The 23067-nt window shown below is 68.6% G+C and carries 25 protein-coding genes; 10 read left to right on the top strand and 15 right to left on the bottom strand.

Going from position 1 to position 23067, the window contains the following annotated elements; all coding sequences use genetic code 11:
* Positions 1–51 precede the first annotated feature (51 nt).
* The 4 genes from ACOJTB_RS00535 to tsaD are packed head-to-tail and all read right to left on the bottom strand — an operon-like array spanning position 52 to position 2863.
* Positions 52–462, bottom strand: coding sequence for an EVE domain-containing protein (locus ACOJTB_RS00535; RefSeq protein WP_420100553.1), 411 nt, complete (start codon positions 460–462; stop codon positions 52–54).
* Positions 462–788 carry a hypothetical protein gene (locus tag ACOJTB_RS00530; RefSeq protein WP_420100552.1) on the bottom strand — a complete coding sequence of 109 codons (327 nt, stop codon included), beginning with the start codon at positions 786–788 and terminating at the stop codon, positions 462–464. The genes ACOJTB_RS00535 and ACOJTB_RS00530 overlap by 1 nt, the downstream gene beginning before the upstream one ends.
* Positions 789–797: 9 nt before the next feature.
* The gene (locus tag ACOJTB_RS00525) at positions 798–1796 is read right to left on the bottom strand and encodes an NAD(P)H-dependent glycerol-3-phosphate dehydrogenase (RefSeq protein WP_420100551.1); all 999 of its coding nucleotides are present in this window, start codon (positions 1794–1796) and stop codon (positions 798–800) included.
* Positions 1793–2863 carry a tRNA (adenosine(37)-N6)-threonylcarbamoyltransferase complex transferase subunit TsaD gene (gene tsaD, locus ACOJTB_RS00520; protein WP_420100550.1) on the bottom strand — a complete coding sequence of 357 codons (1071 nt, stop codon included), beginning with the start codon at positions 2861–2863 and terminating at the stop codon, positions 1793–1795. Before tsaD ends, ACOJTB_RS00525 begins: the two co-directional genes overlap by 4 nt.
* 259 nt (positions 2864–3122) lie before the next feature.
* Between tsaD and ACOJTB_RS00515 the strand changes: the two genes are divergently transcribed.
* The 4 genes from ACOJTB_RS00515 (at position 3123) to rpoH (ending at position 8906) form a co-directional block, all read left to right on the top strand.
* Positions 3123–4979: a uroporphyrinogen-III synthase gene (locus ACOJTB_RS00515; protein WP_420100549.1), complete on the top strand. Its 1857-nt coding sequence runs from the start codon at positions 3123–3125 to the stop codon at positions 4977–4979.
* A gap of 17 nt (positions 4980–4996) precedes the next feature.
* Complete coding sequence (locus tag ACOJTB_RS00510) at positions 4997–6688, top strand: heme biosynthesis protein HemY (protein WP_420100548.1); 1692 nt, start codon at positions 4997–4999, stop codon at positions 6686–6688.
* 50 nt (positions 6689–6738) lie between these two features.
* Positions 6739–7776, top strand: a complete 1038-nt coding sequence (locus ACOJTB_RS00505; RefSeq protein ID WP_420100547.1) for an RluA family pseudouridine synthase — start codon at positions 6739–6741, stop codon at positions 7774–7776.
* A 233-nt stretch (positions 7777–8009) separates the two neighbouring features.
* A complete protein-coding gene (rpoH, locus tag ACOJTB_RS00500; RefSeq protein ID WP_420100546.1) occupies positions 8010–8906 on the top strand; it encodes an RNA polymerase sigma factor RpoH in 897 nt (298 codons plus the stop codon).
* Positions 8907–8962: 56 nt separating this feature from the next.
* Here rpoH and ACOJTB_RS00495 read toward each other — a convergent pair whose 3' ends face one another.
* Entirely contained in the window at positions 8963–10000 is a 1038-nt protein-coding gene (locus ACOJTB_RS00495; RefSeq protein WP_420100545.1) for a DUF2125 domain-containing protein, read from the bottom strand.
* 122 nt (positions 10001–10122) lie between these two features.
* Here ACOJTB_RS00495 and ACOJTB_RS00490 point away from each other — a divergent pair, with 122 nt between their 5' ends.
* A complete protein-coding gene (locus ACOJTB_RS00490) occupies positions 10123–10695 on the top strand; it encodes a gamma-glutamylcyclotransferase (RefSeq protein WP_420100544.1) in 573 nt (190 codons plus the stop codon).
* Here the strand turns inward: ACOJTB_RS00490 and ACOJTB_RS00485 are convergent, their stop codons facing one another.
* From ACOJTB_RS00485 to ftsE, 5 genes are all read right to left on the bottom strand, one after another.
* A complete protein-coding gene (locus ACOJTB_RS00485) occupies positions 10696–11085 on the bottom strand; it encodes a hypothetical protein (RefSeq protein WP_420100543.1) in 390 nt (129 codons plus the stop codon).
* Between the two features lie 94 nt (positions 11086–11179).
* Positions 11180–11938, bottom strand: coding sequence for a lysophospholipid acyltransferase family protein (locus ACOJTB_RS00480; RefSeq protein ID WP_420100542.1), 759 nt, complete (start codon positions 11936–11938; stop codon positions 11180–11182).
* A gap of 57 nt (positions 11939–11995) precedes the next feature.
* The gene (locus ACOJTB_RS00475) at positions 11996–12865 is read right to left on the bottom strand and encodes a YdcF family protein (RefSeq protein WP_420100541.1); all 870 of its coding nucleotides are present in this window, start codon (positions 12863–12865) and stop codon (positions 11996–11998) included.
* Between the two features lie 34 nt (positions 12866–12899).
* Complete coding sequence (locus ACOJTB_RS00470) at positions 12900–13859, bottom strand: cell division protein FtsX (protein ID WP_420100540.1); 960 nt, start codon at positions 13857–13859, stop codon at positions 12900–12902.
* A complete protein-coding gene (ftsE, locus tag ACOJTB_RS00465) occupies positions 13846–14469 on the bottom strand; it encodes a cell division ATP-binding protein FtsE (RefSeq protein WP_420100571.1) in 624 nt (207 codons plus the stop codon). Before ftsE ends, ACOJTB_RS00470 begins: the two co-directional genes overlap by 14 nt.
* Before the next feature lie 252 nt (positions 14470–14721).
* On the opposite strand from ftsE, the gene ACOJTB_RS00460 reads away from it, so the two are divergent.
* The 3 genes from ACOJTB_RS00460 (at position 14722) to ACOJTB_RS00450 (ending at position 16611) form a co-directional block, all read left to right on the top strand.
* Positions 14722–15525, top strand: a complete 804-nt coding sequence (locus ACOJTB_RS00460) for a zinc-ribbon domain-containing protein (protein ID WP_420100539.1) — start codon at positions 14722–14724, stop codon at positions 15523–15525.
* Positions 15526–15669: 144 nt separating this feature from the next.
* Complete coding sequence (gene hpt, locus ACOJTB_RS00455) at positions 15670–16227, top strand: hypoxanthine phosphoribosyltransferase (RefSeq protein WP_420100570.1); 558 nt, start codon at positions 15670–15672, stop codon at positions 16225–16227.
* A 9-nt stretch (positions 16228–16236) separates the two neighbouring features.
* On the top strand, positions 16237–16611 hold the full coding sequence (locus ACOJTB_RS00450) for a response regulator (RefSeq protein WP_420100538.1): 375 nt from the start codon (positions 16237–16239) through the stop codon (positions 16609–16611).
* Between the two features lie 10 nt (positions 16612–16621).
* Here ACOJTB_RS00450 and ACOJTB_RS00445 read toward each other — a convergent pair whose 3' ends face one another.
* Entirely contained in the window at positions 16622–17134 is a 513-nt protein-coding gene (locus ACOJTB_RS00445; protein WP_420100537.1) for a TspO/MBR family protein, read from the bottom strand.
* A 113-nt stretch (positions 17135–17247) separates the two neighbouring features.
* Here ACOJTB_RS00445 and ACOJTB_RS00440 point away from each other — a divergent pair, with 113 nt between their 5' ends.
* Positions 17248–18402 carry a trans-sulfuration enzyme family protein gene (locus tag ACOJTB_RS00440; protein ID WP_420100536.1) on the top strand — a complete coding sequence of 385 codons (1155 nt, stop codon included), beginning with the start codon at positions 17248–17250 and terminating at the stop codon, positions 18400–18402.
* 24 nt (positions 18403–18426) lie between these two features.
* Here ACOJTB_RS00440 and ACOJTB_RS00435 read toward each other — a convergent pair whose 3' ends face one another.
* Positions 18427–18948 carry a cysteine dioxygenase gene (locus ACOJTB_RS00435; RefSeq protein WP_420100535.1) on the bottom strand — a complete coding sequence of 174 codons (522 nt, stop codon included), beginning with the start codon at positions 18946–18948 and terminating at the stop codon, positions 18427–18429.
* Between the two features lie 194 nt (positions 18949–19142).
* Between ACOJTB_RS00435 and ACOJTB_RS00430 the strand changes: the two genes are divergently transcribed.
* Positions 19143–19616, top strand: coding sequence for an Lrp/AsnC family transcriptional regulator (locus ACOJTB_RS00430; RefSeq protein ID WP_420100534.1), 474 nt, complete (start codon positions 19143–19145; stop codon positions 19614–19616).
* Between the two features lie 58 nt (positions 19617–19674).
* Here ACOJTB_RS00430 and ACOJTB_RS00425 read toward each other — a convergent pair whose 3' ends face one another.
* The 3 genes from ACOJTB_RS00425 to ACOJTB_RS00415 form a co-directional block, all read right to left on the bottom strand.
* Positions 19675–20364, bottom strand: coding sequence for an OmpW/AlkL family protein (locus tag ACOJTB_RS00425; protein WP_420100533.1), 690 nt, complete (start codon positions 20362–20364; stop codon positions 19675–19677).
* 160 nt (positions 20365–20524) lie between these two features.
* Entirely contained in the window at positions 20525–22132 is a 1608-nt protein-coding gene (locus ACOJTB_RS00420) for a peptide chain release factor 3 (protein ID WP_420100532.1), read from the bottom strand.
* 165 nt (positions 22133–22297) lie between these two features.
* Positions 22298–23059 carry an ABC transporter permease gene (locus ACOJTB_RS00415; RefSeq protein ID WP_420100569.1) on the bottom strand — a complete coding sequence of 254 codons (762 nt, stop codon included), beginning with the start codon at positions 23057–23059 and terminating at the stop codon, positions 22298–22300.
* Positions 23060–23067: the final 8 nt, after the last annotated feature.

Raw genomic sequence — 23067 nt, 5'->3', positions numbered from 1 at the left:
ACAGACTTTCGGCGGTGCAGCATGGACGGCGAAAGCCGCCGGGCACGGCGATCAGAGCCCGCCGAGCTTGCAGACGATGTCCCATTCGGCATCCGTCACCGGCTGCACCGAGAGGCGGAAGGAGGTGACGAGAGACATCTTGGCGAGCTTCGGCTCGGCCTTGACCGCAGCGAGCGGGACCGGCTTCGGCATCGGCTTCACCGCCTTGAAGTCGACCAGCACCCAGGGCGGGCCGGCCTCCTCCCAGGGATAGGCCTCCTTGATCACCTCGACGATGCCGACGACGTCGAGCCCTTCGTTGGAGTGGTAGAAGAAGACCTGCTCGCCCTGCTTCATCGCCATCAGGTTGAGCTTGGCGGTGTGGTTCTTCACCCCGTCCCAATGCGTGCCTTTATCGCCCGCGGCGACCTGCTGGTCCCAAGACCATTTCGACGGTTCGGATTTGATCAGCCAGTGAGCCATCAGGCCTCGTCCTCCTTCAGCGGCACGGGCGGCTGCGAGGCCGCCTCGCCCTGCTCGTTCCAGAACCGCACCATCTCGCGGGTGAGTGCCGCGTAATCCTTCGGGTCCAGTTCGACCCGGACCTCGCCCTCGCCGAAGGGCAGGATCAGCACGAAGCGATGCGTGCCCTCGGCGCGGCGCTTGCGGTGCTGGATCACCGGTGTCGCGATCCGCCCTGCGAGCGGCACGGGTCCGCTTTCGGCGACGAGCTCGGAGCCGGTCGTCTTCTTCACCTCTGCGATGCCGCGGGCGATGCGCTTGCTGAGATCGGAAAGCTCTCCGGCCATGCTGGTCTCCTAGATTTCCGCGCGGATGGGGCGTGCGAGCAGGCCGGCCACGGCCTCGCGCACGCCGGTTTCGCCGGCGATGATCGCGGCGACGGCGGTGGCGATCGGCATCTCGATGTCGCGGCTGCGGGCCATCTCGGCCAGGATCGGGGCGGTGAAGGCGCCTTCCGCGAGTTTGCCGCCGGCCGCTTCAGCCGGGGTCCGGCCCTGGCCCAGCGCCAGGCCATAAGCGAAATTGCGCGATTGGGCGGAAGCGCAGGTGAGCATCACGTCGCCCAGGCCCGAAAGCCCCATCAGCGTCTCCGGCTCGGCGCCATGGGCCTCGCCGAAGCGGCGCAGTTCGGCGAAGCCGCGGGCCACCAGCGCGGCGCGCGCGCTCTCGCCGAAGCCGAGGCCGATGGCGATGCCGGCAGCGATGGCGAGCACGTTCTTGGCCGCTCCGCCGATCTCGACGCCGCGCACGTCGCGGGCATGGTAGATGCGGAAGGCCGCGGAGCTCAGGCTTTCGGCGAGCCTCTGGGCCAGGCCGGGCACGGTGGCCGCCAGCGTCACGGCGGTCGGCAGGCCGCGGCCGATATCCTCGGCGAAGCTCGGGCCGGAGAGGATCGCGGTCTCTACGCCTGGCCAGCTGCGGGCGATGATCTCGGTCGCGAAGAGACCGCTGGCCCGCTCGATGCCCTTGGCAGCGGAGATGACGGGCGCTCGGCGCGGCAGGCTCGCCGCCATGGCAAGGCAGGCCTCCCGCAGGTTCTGGGTCGGCACCGCGACGATCAGCGCATCGCAGACGGAGAGTTCGGCGAGGTCGCCGGTCGGCCGGATGGCCTCGCCCAGCGCCAGGCCCGGCAGGCGCGGCGCCTCGCTCCGCTCGCGCATGGCGGCCACGGCCTGCGGGTCGCGCGCCCAGAGCCGCACATTGCGCCCGGCGCGCGCGGCGGCGATGGCGAGCGCGGCGCCATAGGCACCGGCCCCGACGATGCCGATCTCGGAGAAGGCCGGCGCGTTGGTCATGCCGCGCTCGCCGGCTCCGGCGCAGGCGATGAAGGTCCTAGCATGTCGAGCGGCCAGCGCGGGCGCGCGATCGCCGACATGTCGTCGGTCAGGCCGAGGCGCAGCCGCTCGAGACCCGCCCAGGCGATCATCGCGCCATTGTCGCCGCAGAGGTTCAGCGGCGGCGCGACCATGGGCAGGCCTGCCTCCGTCGCCAGCCGCGACAGGCCGGCCCGGATCGCCTGGTTGGCGGCGACGCCGCCGGCGACGACCAGCGTCGAGGGCGCGATGCCGGCGGTCTTGCAGGCGCGCAGGCCGGCGCGGGTGCGGTCCACCATCACATCCACGATCGCGGCCTGGAAGGAGGCGCAGAGATCCGCCACGTCGTTGTCGGAGAGCGGTGCGATCCGCTCGGCCACCAGCCGCACGGCGGTCTTCAGGCCCGAGAGGGAAAAATCGGGGTTCTGCCGGCCCTGCAGCGGACGCGGAAAATCGAAGCGCTCGGGATCGCCTTTGGCCGCCTCGCGCTCGACGGAGGGGCCGCCCGGATAAGGCAGGCCGAGCATCTTGGCGATCTTGTCGAAGGCCTCGCCGACCGCGTCGTCGATGGTGCCGCCGAGCTTGAGATAATCCCCGACGCCGCGCACGGCGAGCAACTGGGTATGGCCGCCCGAGACCAGCAAGAGCAGATAGGGAAAGGACAGGTTGTCGGTCAGCCGGGCGGTGAGCGCATGGGCCTCGAGGTGGTTGATCGCGATGAAGGGTTTGCCTGTCGCGAGCGCGATGGCCTTGCCGGCGGTCAGGCCGACCATCACGCCCCCGACGAGGCCGGGGCCGGCGGCGGCGGCGACCGCGTCGATCTCGCTCGGCGTCAGCCCGGCCTTGGCGAAAGCGCGTTCGATGATGCGGTCGATCGCCTCGACATGGGCGCGGGCCGCGATCTCGGGCACGACGCCGCCATAGGCGGCATGGGCCGCGATCTGGCTGAGGACTTCGTTCGACAGGATCCTGCTCTCGCCCGAGCGTTCGAGCGAGACGATCGCGGCCGCCGTCTCGTCGCAGGTCGTCTCAATCCCCAATACGCGCATGATCGCTCGGTCTGTCCTGCTGGCGGGCCCGCGCGCAAAAGGCGCGGCCGGCGGTAGCCCGCCGGCATTTCCACCGTATAGTGCCTGCCGAGCCGGAAGGCCAAGGCCCAGGGTGATGCGGGGCCTGCCGGCCGGCCGCCGATGAAGAAAGAGAGGGGTTGCCGCCGATCATCGTTCTGCCGCAATGCGAGATGATCGCGGGAACCGATCCGGTTCGCGGCACGTCCTGTGATTGTCGGCCGCCCGTCAGGAGCTGTGAATGCGCGTTCTCGTCTTTCGCCCCCGGAACGATGCCGAACGGACGGCGCGTGCGATCGCGTCGCACGGGTTCGAACCCCTGGTGGCGCCGCTGTTCGCGATCGCGCGCCTGCCGGTTTCGCCGCCGGAGGGCGACTTCGCCGCGCTGGTGGTGACGAGCGGCAATGCGGTGCCGATGCTGGCCGAGGGGCCGGCCGCGTGGCGCGACCTCCCGGTCTTCACCGTGGGCGCGGGCACGGCGGCCAAGGTCCGTGCCGCCGGGCTGGAGGATGCCCGCAGCGCCGATGGCGATCGCAACGACCTGATCGCGCTGATCGAACGCACGCTGCCGGCGCCCTCCCGTGTGCTTCTGGTCGTCGGCCGCGATCGCAAGGAGGATGTCGCGGATCGGCTCTCCCAGGCGGGGTACGAGGTCGCGCTCTGGGAGGCCTATGCAGCCGAGGCCGTCGAGGCCTTGCCGGACCCGGCGCTCGGCGCCCTGCGTGACGGGCAGGCGGATGCCGCGCTTCACTACTCGGCCCGCGGCGCGGAAACCTTTCTCAAGCTTGCCGGCGCGGCCGGTGTGACCGGTTCGGCGCTCGAATTGACCCATGTCGCGATCTCGGCCGAGGCCGCCGCTCCGCTCATCGCGGCCGGTGCGAGCACCGTGCTCGTGGCCGAGCATCCCGAGGAGGCTGGCATGCTGGCGGCGCTGAAGGAGGTGTCGCGGCGTGGCGATGCTCCGGCGATCGAGCCGCCGCGCGCGAGCCCGCAACGTGTGCCGCCGACGATCGAGCTGAGGCCGGAGGCGAGCGTCCAGGAAGAGCCGCCCGCTCAGACGTCCGCGGCTGACGCAGCCACCGGCGCGGAGGCGCTGGCGCCGAGCGAGGCCTTGCCTCGAGAATTCACTCCGCCGCCGGCGAGCGCCACCGCGGAGGCAGAACCCAAGCCTGCAATGGCTGCCGAGCCGCCGCGCCGGAGCCTGCCCTGGGCGGCGCTCGCGGCCTGCGGCCTGATCGGCGGGCTCGTCGGGGCGGGCCTCGTCTTTTCGGTCCTGCGGGCCAATGCGCCCGGTGTCAGCGCCGACCAGCTGGCGGCCCTTGCAGCGCGGATCGACGGGCTGCAGGGACAGGTGACGAGCAGCGCCGGCAAGAGCGATGCGGCTGCACAGCAGGCGGCGAAGCTCGGCTCCGACCTGCAGGCCCTCTCCGGCCGCATCGGGTCGCCGGGGCAGGGTGCCGATGCCGCCGCCGTGCAAAGCGCGCAGGCCGCCGCGACCGCCGCGGCGCAGAAGGCCGACCAGCTCGCGGCCCGTCTCGCCACGGTCGAGACGGCTGCCCGCTCGGCTGCCGGGCCGAGCGCGGAAGCGATGGCCGCGGCGCGGATCGTGCTCTCAGAGAGGGTCGTCCGGGCGCTGGCGGATGGAAAGCCGTTCGCGGGAGACGTCGCGGCGCTGGCCAAGGCGGGGATCGCTCAGGCCGAACTCGCTCCGCTTTCGGCCGTCGCGGCCACGGGTGCGGCGACGCGCGCCGATCTTCAGGCCGGCTTCCGCAGATACGGCGCGATGTTCCAGCGCGAGGTCACGCCGCAATCGCAGAGCTGGACGGATACGCTCTGGGGGCTGGCGAGCCGCGTCGTCACGGTTCGCCCGGTCGGCGACAATGGCTCCAGCGATCCGGCGACGCTGCCCCTGCGGATCGACGGCGCGATCGCGGCCGGAGACATCGGCAAGGCGGCGGCGCTGTGGGCACAGTTGCCGGAGCCGGCGCGCCGTGCGAGTGCCGATTTCGGCGAAGCGCTGCAAAAGCGCGCGGCGGCGGATGGCGCTATCGCCAAAATCGGTCAGGATGCGGTCGCCGGGCTGGGCGCAGCCGGCTGACGGGGGTAGACAGGTCCATGCTTCGCGTTCTCGTCTATCTCGTCATCTTCGCCGCTCTCGCCGTCGGTGCCGTCTGGCTCGCCGACCGGCCGGGCGAAATCTCGGTGATCTGGCAGGGCTACCGGGTCGATACCAGCGTGGCGATCGGCGCCATCGCCGTGGTTGTCCTCGCCTTCTTCGTCATTCTGATCTGGGCGGTCCTGCGCTTCGTCTTCGGGCTGCCCTCGGCCTTCAACATGTCCTCACGCTCGCGCCGCCGGGCGCGGGGCTTCGAGGCGGTGTCCCGCGGGATGGTGGCGATCGGCGCGGGCGATCCGGTCGCCGCCGGGCGCTACACCAACGAGGCACGGCGCTTCGTGCCGAACGAGCCGCTGACCCTGCTGCTGGAAGCGCAGACGGCGCAGCTCACGGGCAATCGCGCCCAGGCGGAGGCAGCTTTTAAGGCGATGCTCGACCGTTCCGAGACGCGCGTGCTCGGCCTGCGCGGCCTCTTCGTCGAAGCGAAGCGGCGCGGCGACATGGCTGCGGCGCGGGCTTTCGCGGATGATGCCGTGCGCCGTTCGCCCTCGCTCGCCTGGGCGAACGACGCGCTGCTGGATTTTCATACCAATGCGGGCGACTGGCAGGCGGCACGCACCGCCGTCGAGCGGCGCGCAGCGCTGCGGCTCGCGGACAAGGCGGAGGCGCGCCGCCAGCGGGCGGTGTTGCTCGCCGCCGAAGCGATGGAAGCGCGCGACAGCGAGCCCGAGCGGGCTCTGGCGGCGGCGCTGGAGGCGGTGAAGCTCGCGCACGGCCTGACGCCTGCGGCCACGCTCGCCGGCCGGATGCTCTCCGAGCGCGGGGATGTCCGGAAAGCGGCGAAGATTCTGGAGGCCGCCTGGCGCGAGGCGCCCCATCCCGACATCGCCGCCGCCTATCTCGATGTGCGGCCGGGGGATTCCGCGCTGGACCGGCTCAATCGCGCGCAGATGCTGGCCAAGCTGCGTCCGGCCGATCCGGAAAGCGTGATGGTCGTCGCCGGCGCCGCGATCCATGCCCGCGAATTCCAGAAGGCGCGCGACGCGCTCAGGCCGCTCCTCGCCGGCGGCGCCTCCGTGCGCGCCTGCCTGCTGATGGCCGAGCTAGAAGAGGCCGAGCATGGCGAGGCCGGCAGGGTGCGCGAATGGCTGGCACGGGCCACGAGGGCACCCCATGACGCGGCCTGGGTGGCCGATGGGCTGGTCTCGGACCGCTGGATGCCCGTTTCGCCCCTGAGCGGGCGCCTCGATGCCTTCGTCTGGACGGTGCCGCCCGCGACGCTGGGCAGCCGCCCGACGCAGATCGACGATGTGCTCGCCGACCTCGACGATTCAACGCGGCTGATCGAGGCGCGGGCTGAGCCAGCCGCCACGATCGAACCCGCGACCATCGCCACCGAAACCCCCTCCGTCGTTCCTCCGGCAGCCCCCGCGGCCGCTTGGGTGCCGGAGGCGAAGACGGTCGAGGCCGCTGCTGCTCCGCCCGCCTCGCCTGCCCCCGCGCCCGTCAAGCCGCCCGCGGGCGAGGCGTCGCCGGCCGCAGCGCCTGCGGCCGTGGCCGCAGTTCCCAAGCCCATGACTGGTGCAGCCAAGCCGGTGATCTTCCCGGTCGCGCATGCGCCGGACGATCCGGGCCCGGACACCGAAGGGCTGGACCCGGCCAAGAAGAGCGGCTTCAAGCTGTTCGGCTGATCCGCTCGAAAAGGCGTGCAGAGGAGGCGGGCGCGCCGTATAGCGGCGCGATGACCTCTTCCAGCGCGTCGCACGATCCCACCGGCCTCGTCACCCTCACGGTGACGAACGAACAGGCCGGCCTGCGCCTCGACAAGGCGCTGGCGCTGCTCGCCGGCGAGATCTCGCGGGCGCGGCTGCAGCAGGTGATCAAGGAGGGTGGGGTTTCGCTCAACGGCGCCATCGTGACCGATGGCAGCCGCAAGGTCGCGGAGGGAGACCTGGTCGCCCTCGCCATGCCGCAGGCACGGCCGCCCGATCCGATCGGGCAGGACATCCCGCTCGACGTCGTCTACGAGGACGAGCACCTCATCGTCATCGACAAGCCGGCCGGGCTCGTGGTGCATCCGGCCGGGGGGCATGAGGACGGCACGCTCGTCAACGCTCTGATCGCCCATTGCGGAGAGAGTCTCTCCGGCATCGGCGGGGTGAGGCGGCCCGGCATCGTCCATCGGCTCGACAAGGACACCAGCGGGCTGCTCGTCGTCGCCAAGAACGACCGCGCGCATCAGAAGCTCGCCAAGCAATTCGCTGATCACGGCCGCACCGGCCCGCTGCAGCGGGCCTATGTCGCAATCACCTGGGGCTGTCCGCGCCTGCGCGAAGGCACGATCGACGCCCCTATCGAGCGCTCCACCCGCAACCGCGAGAAGATGCAGGTGGTGAAGGAGGGGCGTGGGCGAGAGGCGATCACGCATATCACGCTGATCGAGCGCTATCCGCCGCTGATGAAGGGGCTGGACGAGACCGAGCCGCTGGCGAGCCTCGTCGAGTGCCGGCTCGAGACCGGCCGGACGCACCAGATCCGCGTCCATATGAGCCATATCGGGCATCCGCTGCTGGGCGATGCGCTCTATGGCTCGGGCTTCGCGACCAAGGCCGCCCGCCTGCCGGAGCAGGCGCGGGAAGCGCTCTCTGCCCTCGGCCGGCAGGCCCTGCATGCCGCGGTGCTCGGCTTCGCGCACCCCGCCACGGGCGAAGAGATGCTGTTTCAGTCCGAGCCACCTGAGGACTTTGCGAATCTGCAAGCCGCACTCGCGAGTCTGTGACGCGATCTGGCGTCGCTGCCACCTTTCCGCCAGAGTGGGATCGCATATAATGGGGTTCTCGGATGCGGATGGCCAAGGGGGCGCCGCATGCGGTGGGGCGACGCGGACCTCTCTCGGCTGAACTTTCCAGCCAGACGCGCGTTGGACCTGCTTGCATCATCCGAAACCTGCGCGAAGGTTGATCGCGCGGTGGGCCTGCCGCCCAGCGGGGGCCACGATGAGGAGACACGCGCATGGCGAGTGCTTCGCTGCCCGTCCTGTCCGCCGAAGGCGGGCTGTCACGGTATCTCGACGAAATCCGCAAGTTCCCGATGCTGGAACCGAGCGAGGAATACATGCTGGCCAAGCGCTGGCGCGAGCATGGTGACCGCGATGCGGCCCATAAGCTCGTCACCTCGCATCTTCGCCTCGTCGCCAAGATCGCGATGGGTTATCGCGGCTATGGCCTGCCGATCGGCGAGGTCGTGTCCGAAGGCAATGTCGGCCTGATGCAGGCCGTCAAGCGCTTCGAGCCGGAGAAGGGCTTCCGCCTCGCCACCTACGCCATGTGGTGGATCAAGGCCTCGATTCAAGAGTATATCCTGCGCTCCTGGTCGCTGGTGAAGATGGGCACCACCGCCAACCAGAAGAAGCTGTTCTTCAACCTGCGCAAGGCCAAGAGCAAGATCTCGGCGCTGGGGGAGGGCGATCTGCGCCCCGATCAGGTCAAGCAGATCGCGACCAAGCTCGGCGTCAACGAGCAGGATGTGATCGACATGAACCGCCGCCTCGGCGGCGACGCCTCGCTCAACACCGCCGTTCGCGAGGATGGCGACGGCGAGTGGCAGGACTGGCTGGTCGATGATTCCGAAAGCCAGGAGCGTCGCCTCGCCGATTCCGAAGAGGCCAGCAACCGACACACCGCGCTGCGCGAGGCGCTCGACGTGCTGAACCCGCGCGAGCGGCGCATCTTCGAGGCGCGCCGCCTCGCCGAGGATCCGATCACGCTGGAAGAGCTCTCCGAGGAGTTCGGCGTGTCGCGCGAGCGCGTCCGCCAGATCGAGGTGCGGGCCTTCGAGAAGGTACAGGAGGCCGTCAAGAAGGCCATCACACGCATCGAGGCGCCGCGCGCCGCCTTGCCGGCGGCCTGAGCCGGCGCGACGTATGAGTTGAGAAGGGGCGCCCCGGCGCCCCTTTTTCTTGGGGCTCAGTAAAGCGGCTGCATGGGCTTCAGCGGCAGGCGGAACGGCCCGACGAAGGCGCGGCCGTCGCGGAGCACGATCGGCGGCAGCGGCGTCAGGCCCGGCGCGGAGGCCGCCGGGGGGCGCCCGCCCAGCAGCCCGCCGAGACCGCCGAGCAGATTGCCGATCCGGACCCCGCCGATCTGTTCGATGCCGGCCGCGGAGAGCTGCAGCGTGCCGCCGATCGTGTGCGTGGGGTCGAGCAGGAGCTGCCCGCTGCCGTCGATTCTCGCAGTGCCCTTGGCCGCCGAAAGCCGCGTCAGGTCGAGCGCGCCATTGGCATTGCGCCAGTTCTCCAGCGCATCGGGATTGAAACCGGCGCGGAAGGCTTGCGACTGGGTGAGCGTCGCGGTGAGATCGATCGTTCCGGGGTCCGTCGTGCCCAGCAGCACATCGACGAGAGGCAGGACGGTGCCGGTGGCCGAAACTGCGATGTCGACCGCCTGATCCGCGGCTGCGCGCGTGGGGTTGCGGCGCAGATGCAGCTCCAGCGTCTGCGCCCGCCAGGCCTCGGTGCCGATGCCGGGCGTTGTGAGGGTCAGACTCGGCTCGGAAGCGACGAGGGCGAAGCGCTCCGGCTCGCGCCAGGCGAGGCTGGCATCCAGCTGTTTCCACGTCACGTCGAGGGTGCGGCCCTCCGGCAGGGTCGCCTTGGCAGGGCCCTTCGCTTCGAGAATGACGAGGCCGGGCGAGTAGACCTGCCCCACGACGACCGCCGGGCCGGCTTCGATCCTGACCGCGTCGCCCCATCGCGTGGAGGTGAGGGCCAGCGCGTCGCAGCGCAGTTCGATGCGGAAGGGAAATCCGCCGACGGAGCGATTGGCGCAGCTCCAGGTCCGGCCCTGCGCGGCTTCGCGCGCCAGCGCCTTGTCGAGTTCAGCCACCACGCGGCCATGGACATGGACCCAGAAGCCGGACCAGGCCGCCGCCAGAAGAGCGAGGAGCGCGAAGGGGGCATAGAGCCAGAAGCGGCTGCGGCGGCGCGGCGGCAGGGGGGCGGTCATGCGGCGGGCGTTCCTTGCGCGGATGCGGCCCGCTTGTTAGCTCGCAACATGCGTCGCTGCCAATGCCGAGGCCGTGGTCGGCTCCGCTTGGCAGACGCAGATGGCCAAATGATGGGGCGCCGATGACGGAGAGGAACGAGGCGGGGGATCTCTGGGTCTTCGGCTATGGCTCGCTGATCTGGCGGCCGGGATTCGCATTCGCGGAAAGCCGTCAGGCGCGGCTCCACGGCTATCACCGCTCGCTCTGCATCTTCTCGCACGTCCATCGCGGCACGCCCGAGCAGCCCGGCCTCGTGCTGGGGCTCGATCGCGGCGGCGTCTGCCGGGGTCTCGCCTTTCGGGTGCAGGCAGCGCAGGCGCCGGAGACCATCGCCTATCTGCGGGCCCGCGAGCAGGCGACATCGGTCTATGTCGAGCGGCATGTCACGGTGCGGCTCGATGACGGGCGCCATGTCAGGGCGCTGGTCTATGTCGCCGACCGCAAGCACCTGCAATATGCCGGCAAACTGCCTCAGGAGGAGCTGCTGAGGCTGGTGCGCCAGGGGCGTGGGGAGTCCGGCGAAAACCCGGATTATGTGCTGCAGACCGACGATCATCTGCGCCGGATGGGGATCTTCGACCCGGTGCTCGCCGCCTTGGCCCAGCAACTGGTGCCGGGATTGGGGGCGCCGCATCCGCCGGTCGGCAAGGTCTGATCAGCCCGCTTCCGGCATCAGATCGAGCAAAGCGGCGCGACGGCTCACCCCATCCTCGGCCAGCAGATGGACATGGATCTCGCAGGCGCCGGCCTGCATGATGCTCCGCTGCCAGCGGCCGAGGGCCGCCTCGACGCCGAAGGGGCCGGAATCGCGCGCGGCGATGACGCGCCGATCGGCCGAGACCGCCAGCAGCACCGCATCGGTGAAGCCCAGCGCATGGCTGTCGTCCACGGAAAAGACCGATGCGACATAGCGGCGGCCGGAGCGGCCACGCCAGGCGGTGAAGCGGCGCTCGCCGAGGCTGGCGGCGCTGCGCAGCGGGGCTTCGCGGACATCGGCGACGGTGTCGAACAGATCCGGCGTATAACGATAGGCGAGAGCGGCCATGTCCGTTCCTCCTTTGCTGTGAACAAAATGGGAACGTGGCGGGGATAAGTCAAGCGACGCCGGGGCTGGCGCGGTGCGATGCTGTCAGTCCGTGTCAGGAGCCGGCGAGCGGGTCGATGCCGCGCGCGGCAAGTTCTGCCCGTCCCTGCGCCAGCAGACGGTCGCTCGATTCCTCGATGGCGTCCTGAAGCTGCTGCTGGAACGCGACCTTGTCGAGGCCGGGCATGATCGGCGGCCGGATGTCGATGACGATCGTGCCGGGCCGGCGCAGCACATGCCGCCGGGGCCAGTAGAGGCCGGAGTTCAGCCCCACCGGCAGGCAGGGCACGCCGAGCTCGTGATAGAGATGGGCGACCCCGAACTTGTAGGCCGGCGGCGCGCCCGGCGGGCGGCGGGTGCCTTCGGGAAAGATGATGAGCTGGCGGCCGCGCTCGCCCAGCTCGACTTTGGCGCGGCGGGTGACGTCGGCCAGGGCGCGGGCGCGCCCGCCGCGATCGACCGGGATCATGCGCAGCTTGCCGAGGGCCCAGCCGAAGACCGGGATGCGGGTCAGCTCGCGCTTCAGGATGAAGACCGGATTGTCGAACAGGGTGACGAGGGTGAAGGTCTCCCAGAAGGATTGGTGCTTGGCGGCGACGATGAGGCCGCCGCTGGGGATGTTCTCCAGCCCCCGAACCTCGAAGCGCGTGCCGGCGACCACCCGTTGCAGCCAGAGCGCGCTCCTTGCCCAGCTCTTGGCCACCGCCCAGAGCGCCCGCTCCGGCAGCAGCAGGCAGGGCAGCACTGCGAAGGCCAGCCAGAGGACGAGGTTGGCGTAGAACAGGATGTTGAAGGCGAGGGAGCGCAGCAGCATGGCGCGCAAAGAGCGCGAGACAGGGCCGCGGTCAAGCGCCGCGGCGCAAGGCCGGCGTCAACCCTGCGGCGGCGACGGACCGCGCAGATGGGAGCGCTTTTCGGCGTCGGGTCCGATCAGCTCGGCCGGCTTGGGCGAGACGGGCTTGCGGCCGCCGATGATGACCGACAGGCGCGAGCTCTCCGGGTCGCTTTCGAACAGGCTGCGCAGCCTCGCGACGCGGAACTTCACATATTCGGGGACCATCACCTTGACGCTGGACCAGCGGTGCCACCAGCCGGTGGAGTCCATCTGATCGGTGACGACGGGGTGCGCGACCAGGCGCAGCTCCGGCATGGCGTGGGCGAACTCCGAGAGCACGCGCGGCATGTGGTAATTCGATGTGACGACCAGCAGCGAACGGAACCCATGCTGGCGCACCCAGCGCCGGGTCTCGATCGCATTGCCGATGGTGTTGCGGGCGCGGTAGTCGAGATCGACGCAGCAGGCCAGGAGGTCGCGCGAGGCCGGGTTCAGCCGGGCGAGCTCCTCGCGGCTGGTTCGCTCGTTGACGCCGCTGATCAGGAGGCGGGCGCCGCGATCGGCACCGAGCAGGCCGATCGCATCTCCCACACGCTGCGAGCCGCCGGTCACCACGACGATCGCGTCGGTGCGCGGCGTCGCCACCGGCTCGCGGGCCTCGATGCCCGCGGCGAAGCGCGCATAATCCCAGCCGAGCGTGAGCAGGGCCGCTGCCACGGCCAGGGCAGCCACCAGCCCGAATTTGCGCAAGCGAGCAGCTCCGCCGGTCCTCGCGGCCGGTTCGCGGGCCGTGGCCGCACCGAGATGCTCATTGCCGCTGCCGATCATCACCATGCTGGCCCCGACATAGGCCGACAATCGGGCATGATCGGGGCAATGGGACGCGCTGAGGCGGATCGGGGCCATCTGCGCGGCCTAGCCAGGATCATGCCAGCCGCCATCATGCCAACGCCCGCAGATAGTGACGCACAGTCACGCGGGAGACGATGCCGGCAATGCCCGCCACGACGAGAGCGACGGCAAGGACCGCGCCATAGCCTGCCCAGCCGATCTCGAAGGCGCCGAACAGGGCCTGAAGCTGCTCGGCCTCGGGGGCGCTGCTCCACCAAGATGACACAAGACCCAGCACGGCGATCGCCAGGATCGCGGCGCCGCCGCCGCAGGCGCCGCCGCGCAGGCCGAGCCGGATGAAGCGGCTCTGGAATTCGCGGGCGATGAAATCGTCGTCGGCCCCGACGAAATGGAGCACCTCGACGCTTTCGCGGCTGCCGGCCATGGCCCCGCGCGTCGCGAAGGCGACGGCGAGGGCGGCGGCGGTGAGCACTAGCAGCACGATCATGAAGCCCGAGACGATGATCGTGCTCGCCATGGCCGAAAGGCGTCGGACCCAGATGCGGTGATCGTCGAGGATCGCGGTCGGCACCTCCTTGCGCAGGGCGGGGCCGAAGCCGCCGAGGTCGGGCGTCGCACCGGGCTTGAGCTTGAGCACGATCAGCCGCGGCACGGGCAGTTCGACGAGATCCAGCCCGGTGCCGAGCCAGGGCTCGAGCAGCTTGTCGGATTCGGCGCGGGGCACAGGCCGTACGCTGTCGATGCCGCCCAGATCCTGCGCCATGCGGACGGCGCGGGCGATGTCGGCCTCGATGTCGCGCTGCGAATCGGGCCTGATCTGGATCGTCATCTCGTTCGAGACGGCGCCGCGCCATTGCTCCGAGGCGCGGGCCGCCAGCACGGCCGCGCCGGCGCTGATGGCGGCCAGGAAGGTCAGGATCGCGATCACCGCCATCAGGGCGCGGCCGGCAATGCCATCCACCGGGACGAGCGGCTGGTCGCGGCGCAGATTGGCCGGGAGCGCACGCTCGTTCTCGGCGTCCTCGTCCATTTTCTCAGGCGTCGACATGCAGATGCCCATCGACGAGAACGAGGCGCGGCGCGTCGTAGATCTCCATCAGGTTGAGATCATGCGTCGCGATGACGACGGCCGTGCCGAGCTGCTGAAGCTCCATGAACAGGCGCAGCAGGCGGCGGCCGAGGCCGGGATCGACATTGCCGGTGGGCTCGTCGGCCAGCAGCAGCTCGGGTCGGGCGATCAGCGCCCGGGCGATGGCGGCGCGCTGCTTCTCGCCGCCGGAGAGCACGGCCGGCACCGCATGCATGCGCTCGCCGAGGCCGACCCAGCGCAGCAGCTCGACGACCTCGGCACGGTAGCTCGCCTCGTCCTTGCCGATCACGCGCAGCGGGAGGGCGACGTTCTCGTAGACCGTCAGATGATCGAGCAGGCGGAAATCCTGGAACACCACGCCCATGCGGCGGCGAAAGGCGGTGAGGGTCTGGGCGTCGAGACGCGAGACATCCTGCCCGAAGAGCTCGACCATGCCGCGCGTCGGCTTCAGCGCCATCAGGATGAGGCGCATCAGCGTGGTCTTGCCGGCTCCCGACGGCCCGGTGAGATACTGGAACGAGCGCGGAGCGATGCTGAAGTTGATGTCCTTCAACACCTCCGGGCCCATGCCGTATCGCAGGCCGACATTCTCGAAACGAACCAAAGCTGCCTCTCAGCTGCCGATGCGGAACGCGCCCCGCGCAGGCGCCGCGTCACCTGCGGACCGGCGCGGCCGAGCGATCATGGCGTGGCAAGTCTTCACGAGGCGTTAACCATAAAGCGCGCCAATGCTGGAGTCCGCCTTGCCGTGATCGCGGTAGGCGGGGAGAAGGCCTTCGCCGGGCGCGGCCACAGGCGGCACCGAGGATCATATCGCGTCATGCTGATCGTCTGTCCCTCATGCGCGAGCCAGTACGAGCTGGACGCGGCCAAACTGGGGCCGGAAGGCCGCAAGGTCCGCTGCGCCAAGTGCAAGACACAATGGCATGTCGATTCCAGCTCCGATCTGCCGCCACCGCCCTCGCCGGAGGAGACGCAGGCCCTGCTCGCCAAGGAACTGGAACGCGCGGCGGCCATCGACGCCGAGGTCACCGCCGTCGCGGCCGAGGCGGAGCGACTGATCGCCGCATCCGACGAGGCCCCGCCAGAGCCTCCGCCGGTGGAGCCGCAGCGGCGCAAGCCGGCCAAGGGCAAGGGAAAAGGCAAACTGCCGAAGGCATCGCTGCCGGCGATGGACAAGGCCGTCGCCGTGCCGGCGGCCATTGCCGCTGTCGGCGTCGTGCTGCTGCTCGGCCTGGTCTGGCAGCGCCAGGCCGCCGTGAGGGCCGCACCGCAGCTCGCCGGGCTGTTCGCGGCGATCGGGATGCCGGTGAATGTCCAGGGCCTGACACTGGGCGCGATCGACAGCGGGCTGATCGACGATGGGGCCAATCGCTTTCTCGTCGTCGAGGGCGACGTCACCAATATCGCCAAGGGTAAGACGCAGGTCCCACCGATCCAGGTCGCGGTGCGTGACGAGGCCGGCCAGACGCTCTACACTTGGACGACGGAGCCGCCCCGCAGCACGCTGGAGCCGGCCGAGCTGATGCGCTTTCGCGCGAGGCTGGCCTCGCCGCCCGAGAAGGGCCGCACCGTGCAGGTGCGCTTCGCGGCCGCCAAGGATGCCGCGCCGGCAGGCCACTGAAGCCTCCGCTCCCGCTCGCCAACAGCTTCCTCGCGCACGAGGTTTGCCGCGGGCGTGCGGTGCGGTATCAACCTCGAGGGATCCGACGCCGAGCCCGGGCTGGTGCTGGGACGCGTGCCTCATTGCGAGAAGACGGGACAGGCCATGCCGGAACGGCGCATCAGGGTGCTTTACGACGAGGCGGCGATCGCCCGCCGCAACGAGGAGATCGCGCAGGCCGTGGCGGCCTCGCAGCCGAAGGATCTGCTCGTCGTCGCCGTGCTGAAGGGCAGCTTCATGTTCGCCGCCGATCTGATCCGGGCGATGCACCGGGCCGGGCTCGCGCCCCAGGTCGAGTTCGTGCATCTGTCGAGCTACCGCACCGGCACGGTCTCGACCGGACAGGTTGAGATTTTGCGCGACGTGCAGAGCGAGGTGCGAGGGCGCGACGTGCTGCTGGTCGACGACATTCTGGAATCGGGCCGCACGCTCGCCTTCGCCAAGGATCTGCTGGCGGCGCGCGGGGCCGCGAGCGTCTCGACGGCGGTGCTGCTCGAAAAGCCGAACAAGCGCGCGGTGAATATCCGGGCGGACCATGTCGGCTTCGAATGCCCGGACTATTTCGTCGTCGGCTACGGCATGGATGTCGCGCATTCCTACCGGCAGCTGCCCTTCGTCGGCGTGATCGAAACCGAAGACCAGGCCGGCCTGCCCGGCATCTAGGACGAACCGATGTCGCGTATTCTGGTGGTCGACGACGAAGAGCCCTTGCGCACGCTTGTGGCGCGCGGGCTCGGCATGGACGGCCATTCCTGCGTCATGGCGGCGGACGGGGCGGAGGCGCTCGACATCCTGGTGGCAGAGCAGGGGCATTTCGACCTGCTGCTGACCGATATCCGCATGCCGCTGATGGACGGAATCGCGCTGGCGCTCGCCGCCAAGCAGCAATTTCCCGATCTCACGATCATGCTCATGACCGGCTATGCCGAGCAGCGCGAGCGCGCCAAGAGCCTCGAGGCGATCGTCGAGGAGGTGATGACCAAGCCCTTCACCATCGCCGAATTGCGCGAGACGGTGATGAAGGTCATCGAGCGCTCGATCGGCTGAAGGCTTCGCCTCAGCGGTTCAGCCACCAGATCGAGCCATTGAGGAGCGTCGCGAAGCCCACCCAGGCGAGATAGGGCCAGAGCAGGCCGGAAGCGAGACGGTCCAGCGGCCTGAAGGCCGTGATGGTCGCGACGATCGCGATCAGCAGCGGCACGATCACCAGGAGTCCGCCGACCGGGCTGTTGGCACCGAAGAAGGCGAAGGACCAGCCGAAATTCAGCAGCAGCTGCAGGTGGTAGAGCACCAGCGCCCGGCGCCGGCCCGGCGTGCCGACGGGCACGCGCAGGATGCGGAACACCGCAAAGGCCATCAGCGCGTAAAGCGCCGTCCAGACCGGCCCGAAGATCCAGTTCGGCGGGTTGAAGGGCGGCTTCACCAGCCCGGCATACCAGCTCGGAATCTGCGGCACGGTCGCGGCGCTGCCCGCGATGGATACGGCCACGACCGGCAGGATCGCGATGGCCACAGCCGCCCAGATCGGTGGGCGGCGGTCGAAGAGGGTGGTTCCGGGCAGGGCTGTCATGAGCGGAAGATGTGGGATGTGTGAGCCTGCCGCAAGGCGAGCGGCTTGCGTCCCGCATGCTCCTCGCGCCAGATGGCATGTCCGTTCTTCATGGAACCTTTCCGGATCAGCCCATGCCCCAACGCCCGCTTCATCCCCGCTCCCTGACCGCGCAGGCGATGGGCAAGATCGACCATGAGACCCGGGCGGTGGTGCCGCCGATCCATGTCGCGACGACCTATATCCGCGACCCCGACAACGGCTATTCCTCCGGCTTCATCTATGGCCGGCCTGACAACGAGACCACGCGCGAGACCGAAAGCGTGCTCGCCATGCTGGAGGAGGCCAAGGCCGGCGCGCTGCTCTTCGGCTCCGGCATGGCGGCGGCGACGGCGGTCTTCCTCGCGCTTTCGCCGGGCGACCATGTCGTCGCCTCCAAGGTGATGTACTGGGCGCTGCGCAACTGGCTCCTGACCGAGGCCACCCGCTGGGGCCTCAAGATCGATTTCGTCGAGACCGACGATCTCCAGGCGCTGAAGGCGGCGGTGAAGCCGGGCGTCACCAAGCTGGTCTGGATCGAGACGCCCTCCAACCCGCTCTGGACGATCACCGATATCGCGGCCGCTGCCGCGATCACGAAGGCTGCCGGGGGGAAGCTCGCGGTGGATTCGACCTGCGCCTCGCCGGTGCATACCCGCCCGCTGACGCTCGGGGCCGATGTGGTGATGCATTCGGCGACCAAGGTGCTGAACGGCCATTCCGACGTGATCGCCGGCGTTCTCTGCGCGCGCGAGGACGACGAGTTCTGGAACCGCGTCAAGACGGTGCGCAAGGGGCAGGGCGGCATCCTCGGCCCGTTCGAATCCTATCTGCTGATGCGCGGCCTGCGCACGCTCCATGTCCGGCAGGAGCGGCAATCGGCGGCGGCGATGGAACTGGCGCAGCGGCTTTCGGCGCATCCGCTGGTGGCGCGCGTGCTCTATCCCGGCCTTCCGCAGCATCCCGGCCACGACATCGCCGCCAGGCAGATGGAGAACGGCTTCGGCTACATGCTTTCGGTGCAGGTGAGCGGCGGCGAAAAGGCCGCCATCGCCACCGCCGCGCATGTCGAGCTCTACAAGCGCGCGACCTCGCTCGGCGGCGTCGAGAGCCTGATCGAGCACCGTGCCTCGATCGAGGGGCCGGGCACGCCCTGCCCGGCGGATCTGCTGAGGCTCTCGACCGGGATCGAGGACATCGACGATCTCTATGCGGATTTCGACCAGGCTCTGAAAGCCGGGCACCGCTGAGGGGGCGATCCCGCCGTCGGCGGTTCAGCCGCCGACGGCGACGTATTCGGTTTCGATGGAGGAGGCGTGAACCTCGTGGTCGAAGCCATAGATATGGATCGAGATCGCTTCACCGGGCCCGAAATTGCGCATGCGGTGAATGTTAGGGCCGCTCGGCAGCATGCAGGCGACATAGCCCGCCTGCCGGTGCTGCTCCTCGGTCGGCACCGCCCGTCGCGCATCGATGGCGCGATACCAGGTCTCGGTGACGGTGCCGGAGACGACGCCGAAGCAGCATGAGCAGTGATGGTCATGGATCGAGGTCGTGGCCCCCTCGCCCCAGACGATCGCCCAGACGCTGACGCCTTCGTCACCGGCCAGAAGATTGCGGGTATAGGTGCCCGCCTTGCGCTCCAGCGGCAGGCGCCGGATCAGATCCGGCACGGCGACGAGTTCCCGCAGCACATGGCTGGCGGCGGCTAGATAGTCGCGCGTCTGCGTTCCCTCATTGCTGCGCAGGCTGGCCAGCACCGCATGCTGCCGATCCGCATTGAGAAAACCCTGCATATCTCCAGCCCTTTTCCCTATCCATCGGCGGCGATGGAGGAATCCTAGCTGCGGCGGTGGAGAAGCGGCTTGCGAAGATCGAGATATTTCATCTCTCTTTGGAAACTGATACCCTTTTATCTGCGAAAATAAGATTGAGATTCCCAATCTTGATCTCGCAGGCGCAATCTGATTCTGAATTTCGGGGTTTGGCAATGCCGAAGCTGGACGCCTTCGATCTGCGCATCCTGGCGCGGTTGCAGGAGGATTCCGATCTGCCGCTGGCCGAATTGTCGGCTGCGGTCGGCCTGTCGCCCTCGCCCTGCTGGCGGCGGGTGCAGAAGCTGGAGGAGGCTGGCTACATCAAGCGTCGCGTCGCGCTGCTCGACCGGCAGAAGCTGAAGGCCGGCGTTACGGTCTTCATCGCGGTCAAGACGGCGCGCCATTCGATGGAATGGCTGGAGCGCTTTCACAAGGCGGTCCACGACCTGCCCGAGATCGTCGACTTCTACCGGATGAGTGGCGAAATCGATTATCTGCTCAAGGCCTATGTCAGCGACATCGCCGCCTATGATGCGCTCTACAAGAAGCTGATCTCGCGGATCGATCTCAGCGACGTGACCTCGATGTTCGCGATGGAGGAGCTGAAATCCACCACCACGATTCCCTTGGGTTTCGTCGAGGGCTGACGCGAAAGGGGAGCGGCGCGCCGCTCCCCTTGCTCCCCTGCCGAAGCGATGGCGGCGGTCAGAACTTGTAGGTGACGCCCGCGCCGATCAGCCACGGATCGATCTTGACCTTGCCGGAGATCAGGCCGTTGTTGACCTTGACCTTCGGCTCTAGGAAGATCTTCTTCACGTCGACGTTGATCCCCCAGTGCTGGTCGATCATGTAGTCGAAGCCGCCCTGGAGGGCGAGGCCGAAGCTGTCCTTCAGGTCGAAGGAGGCGAAGCCGCCCTTCGCCTTCTCGTTGAAGAAGACGGTGTAGTTCACGCCCACGCCGACATAGGGCTTGAAGGCGCCGAAATCGGTGAAGTGATATTGCAGGGTCAAAGTCGGCGGCAGCAGCCAGGCGGAGCCGATCCTGGCGCCGGCCAGCACGCCAGCGCCCTTCACATTGTGCGGGGTCACGCCGAGGATGAGCTCGACTGCGATGTTCTTGGTGAAGAAGTAGCTGATGTCGAGCTCGGGCACGACCGAGTTCGAGATGTCGACCTTGCCGCCGACGATCGGCGCGCCGCCGATATTGAGGCTGGCCTTCTCCTGCGGGATCACGGCCAGCGCGCGGCCGCGGATCATCCAGGGGCTCCACTGTGCCAAGGTCGGCAGGACGGGCGCCGCCTTGCTCGAGGGCAGATCGGCCGCATGAGCGGTGGTGAGCGCGGTCGCGCCGAGCAGCGCGGCGGCGAGCGCAAGGCGAATCGAATGTGCAGTCATGGCGTCAGCCCCAGAGGTGATGGGCTGTTCGCGTCGGTTGCGCGATGAAGCCCGTGGCCCCATCAGCGCGCATTCGCCTCTTTGGTGTTTGATGGAGATCAAGAGGTGCAATCTGCCCTCGGCCCTGTCTCCGAAAAGACACAGCCCGCGCAGCCGCACCTCAGGCCTTGGCGACCTTCTGGTAGTCCTTCACATCCGAGAACGTCACGTCGGGCGCGCGCTCGGCGTCGTATTTCAGGGTGAACTGGGATGAGGCCATGAAGACCGGGTCGCCGTCGAGATCGTCGGCCATGGCGGAGGGCTTCAAACCCACGAACTTCGCCAGCGCGGCCTTGTCCTCCGACGAGACCCAGCGGGCGATGGAGAACTGGCAGGGCTCGAAATCGACGGGCAGCGAATATTCCGCGTCCATCCGCTCCTTCAGAACGTCGAGCTGGAGCGCGCCGACGACGCCGACGATGGCGGGCGCGCCGTCATGGGGCAGGAAGAGCTGGACCACGCCCTCTTCGGCCATCTGCTGCAGCGCCTCGCGCAGCTTCTTGGCCTTCATCGCGTCCTTGAGCTTGACGCGGCGCAGGATTTCCGGCGCGAAGCTCGGCACGCCCTTGAAGACGATATCCTCGCCCTCGGTCAGCGTGTCGCCGATGCGCAGCGTGCCATGGTTCGGCAGTCCGACGATGTCGCCGGCATAGGCTTCCTCGGCGATCGAGCGGTCGCGGGCGAAGAAGAACTGGGGGGCGTTGAGCGGCATCGGCTTGCCGGTGCGCACCAGCTTGGCCTTCATGCCGCGCGTGAGCTTGCCCGAGCAGACGCGCATGAAGGCGATACGGTCGCGGTGATTCGGGTCCATATTCGCCTGGATCTTGAAGACGAAGCCGGTCATCTTCGGCTCGCCGGCTTCGACCGGGCGCTTGTCGGCCACCTGCGCGCGGGGGCTCGGCGCGAAGGCTCCGAGCGCGTCGATCAGGTCGCGCACGCCGAAATCGCGCAGTGCCGCGCCCCAGTAGAGCGGGGTCAGATGGCCCTCCCGGAAGGCCTGGAGGTTGAAGGGCTTCAGCCCTTCCGAAGCCAGGAACACCTCCTCGCGCCAGGTTTCGGCGCCGCCGTTGGGCAGCAACGCGTCGAAGAAGGGGTCGTCCCAGCCATTGACGCGCTTGTCCTCGGTGGTCTCGTCGCCCTTTTGATTCTGGCGATAGGTCGCGTTCTTCAGGTCGTAGGTGCCGGTGAAATCGCGCCCGCGCCCGACGGGCCAGGTCATCGGCGCGACCTCGAGCGCCAGCGTGTTCTCGATCTCGGCGATGAGGTCGAAGGGGTCGCGCGTCTCGCGATCGACCTTGTTGATGAAGGTGACGATCGGGATATCACGGAGACGACACACCTCGAACAGCTTCTTGGTGCGGTCCTCGATGCCCTTGGCGGCGTCGATGACCATCACGGCCGAATCGACGGCGGTCAGGGTGCGGTAGGTGTCTTCGGAGAAGTCCTCGTGACCGGGCGTGTCGAGCAGGTTGAAGACATGGCCGCCATATTCGAAGGTCATCACCGAGGTGACGACCGAGATGCCGCGCTGGCGCTCGATCTTCATCCAGTCGGACGAGGTCTGGCGGCGGCCCTGCTTGGCGCGCACCTCGCCGGCGAGCTGAATGGCACCGCCGAAATAGAGCAGCTTTTCGGTCAGCGTCGTCTTGCCGGCGTCCGGATGCGAGATGATCGCGAAGGTGCGCCGGCGCGCATGCGGCGCGCCATCCTGGTTCGAAAAATCGGTCATGGCGCGCTTGAAGACGGATGAGGGCGGGAAGTCAATCGTGGGCCTCGCCACCTCGTCCGTCATTGCGAGGAGCGCAGCGACGAAGCAATCCAGAGGGCGTGGAGCGGTGCCGCTCCTGGATTGCTTCGCTACGCTCGCAATGACGGCCCTGAATGGGCTGCCATTTCAATTCTTCAGCCGGTACCCGGTGTGGAAGATCCAGCCTACCACCGCGATGCAGCCGACGAGGAAGACCAGCGTCATGCCCAGGCTGATCCCGATGCTGACATCGGCGACGCCGTAGAAACTCCAGCGGAAGCCGCTGATCAGATAGACCACCGGGTTGAACAGCGTCACCTTCTGCCAGAAGGGCGGGAGCATCGCGATCGAGTAGAACGACCCGCCGAGGAAGGCGAGCGGCGTCACGATCAGCAGCGGGATGACCTGCAATTTCTCGAAGCCATCCGCCCAGATGCCGATGATGAAGCCGAACAGGCTGAAGGTGGTCGCGGTCAGCACGAGGAACAGCAGCATCATGACCGGGTGCTCGATCCGCAGCGGCACGAAGAAGGCGGCCGTCAGCAGGATGATGAGGCCGAGCGCCATGGATTTCGTCGCGGCGGCGCCGACATAGGCGATCACCGCCTCCCACCAGGCGACGGGTGCGGAAAGCAGCTCAAAGATCGTGCCGGTGAATTTGGGGAAATAGATCGCGAAGGAGGCGTTGGCGATGCTCTGTGTCAGCAGCGAGAGCATGATCAGACCGGGCACGATGAAGGCACCATAGGGCACGCCCTCGATCGACTGCATGCGTGAGCCGATCGCTCCGCCGAAGACGATGAAATAGAGCGAGGTCGACAGCACCGGCGAGACGATGCTCTGCAGGGGCGTGCGCCAGGTGCGCGCCATCTCGAAGCGGTAGATCGCCGCGATGGCGTGAAGATTCAGGCCGGTCA

Origin of the sequence: Allobosea sp. (assembly GCF_048595345.1) — a bacterium.
Lineage (GTDB): Bacteria > Pseudomonadota > Alphaproteobacteria > Rhizobiales > Beijerinckiaceae > Allobosea.
This window is presented reverse-complemented; position numbering and strand designations above follow the sequence as displayed.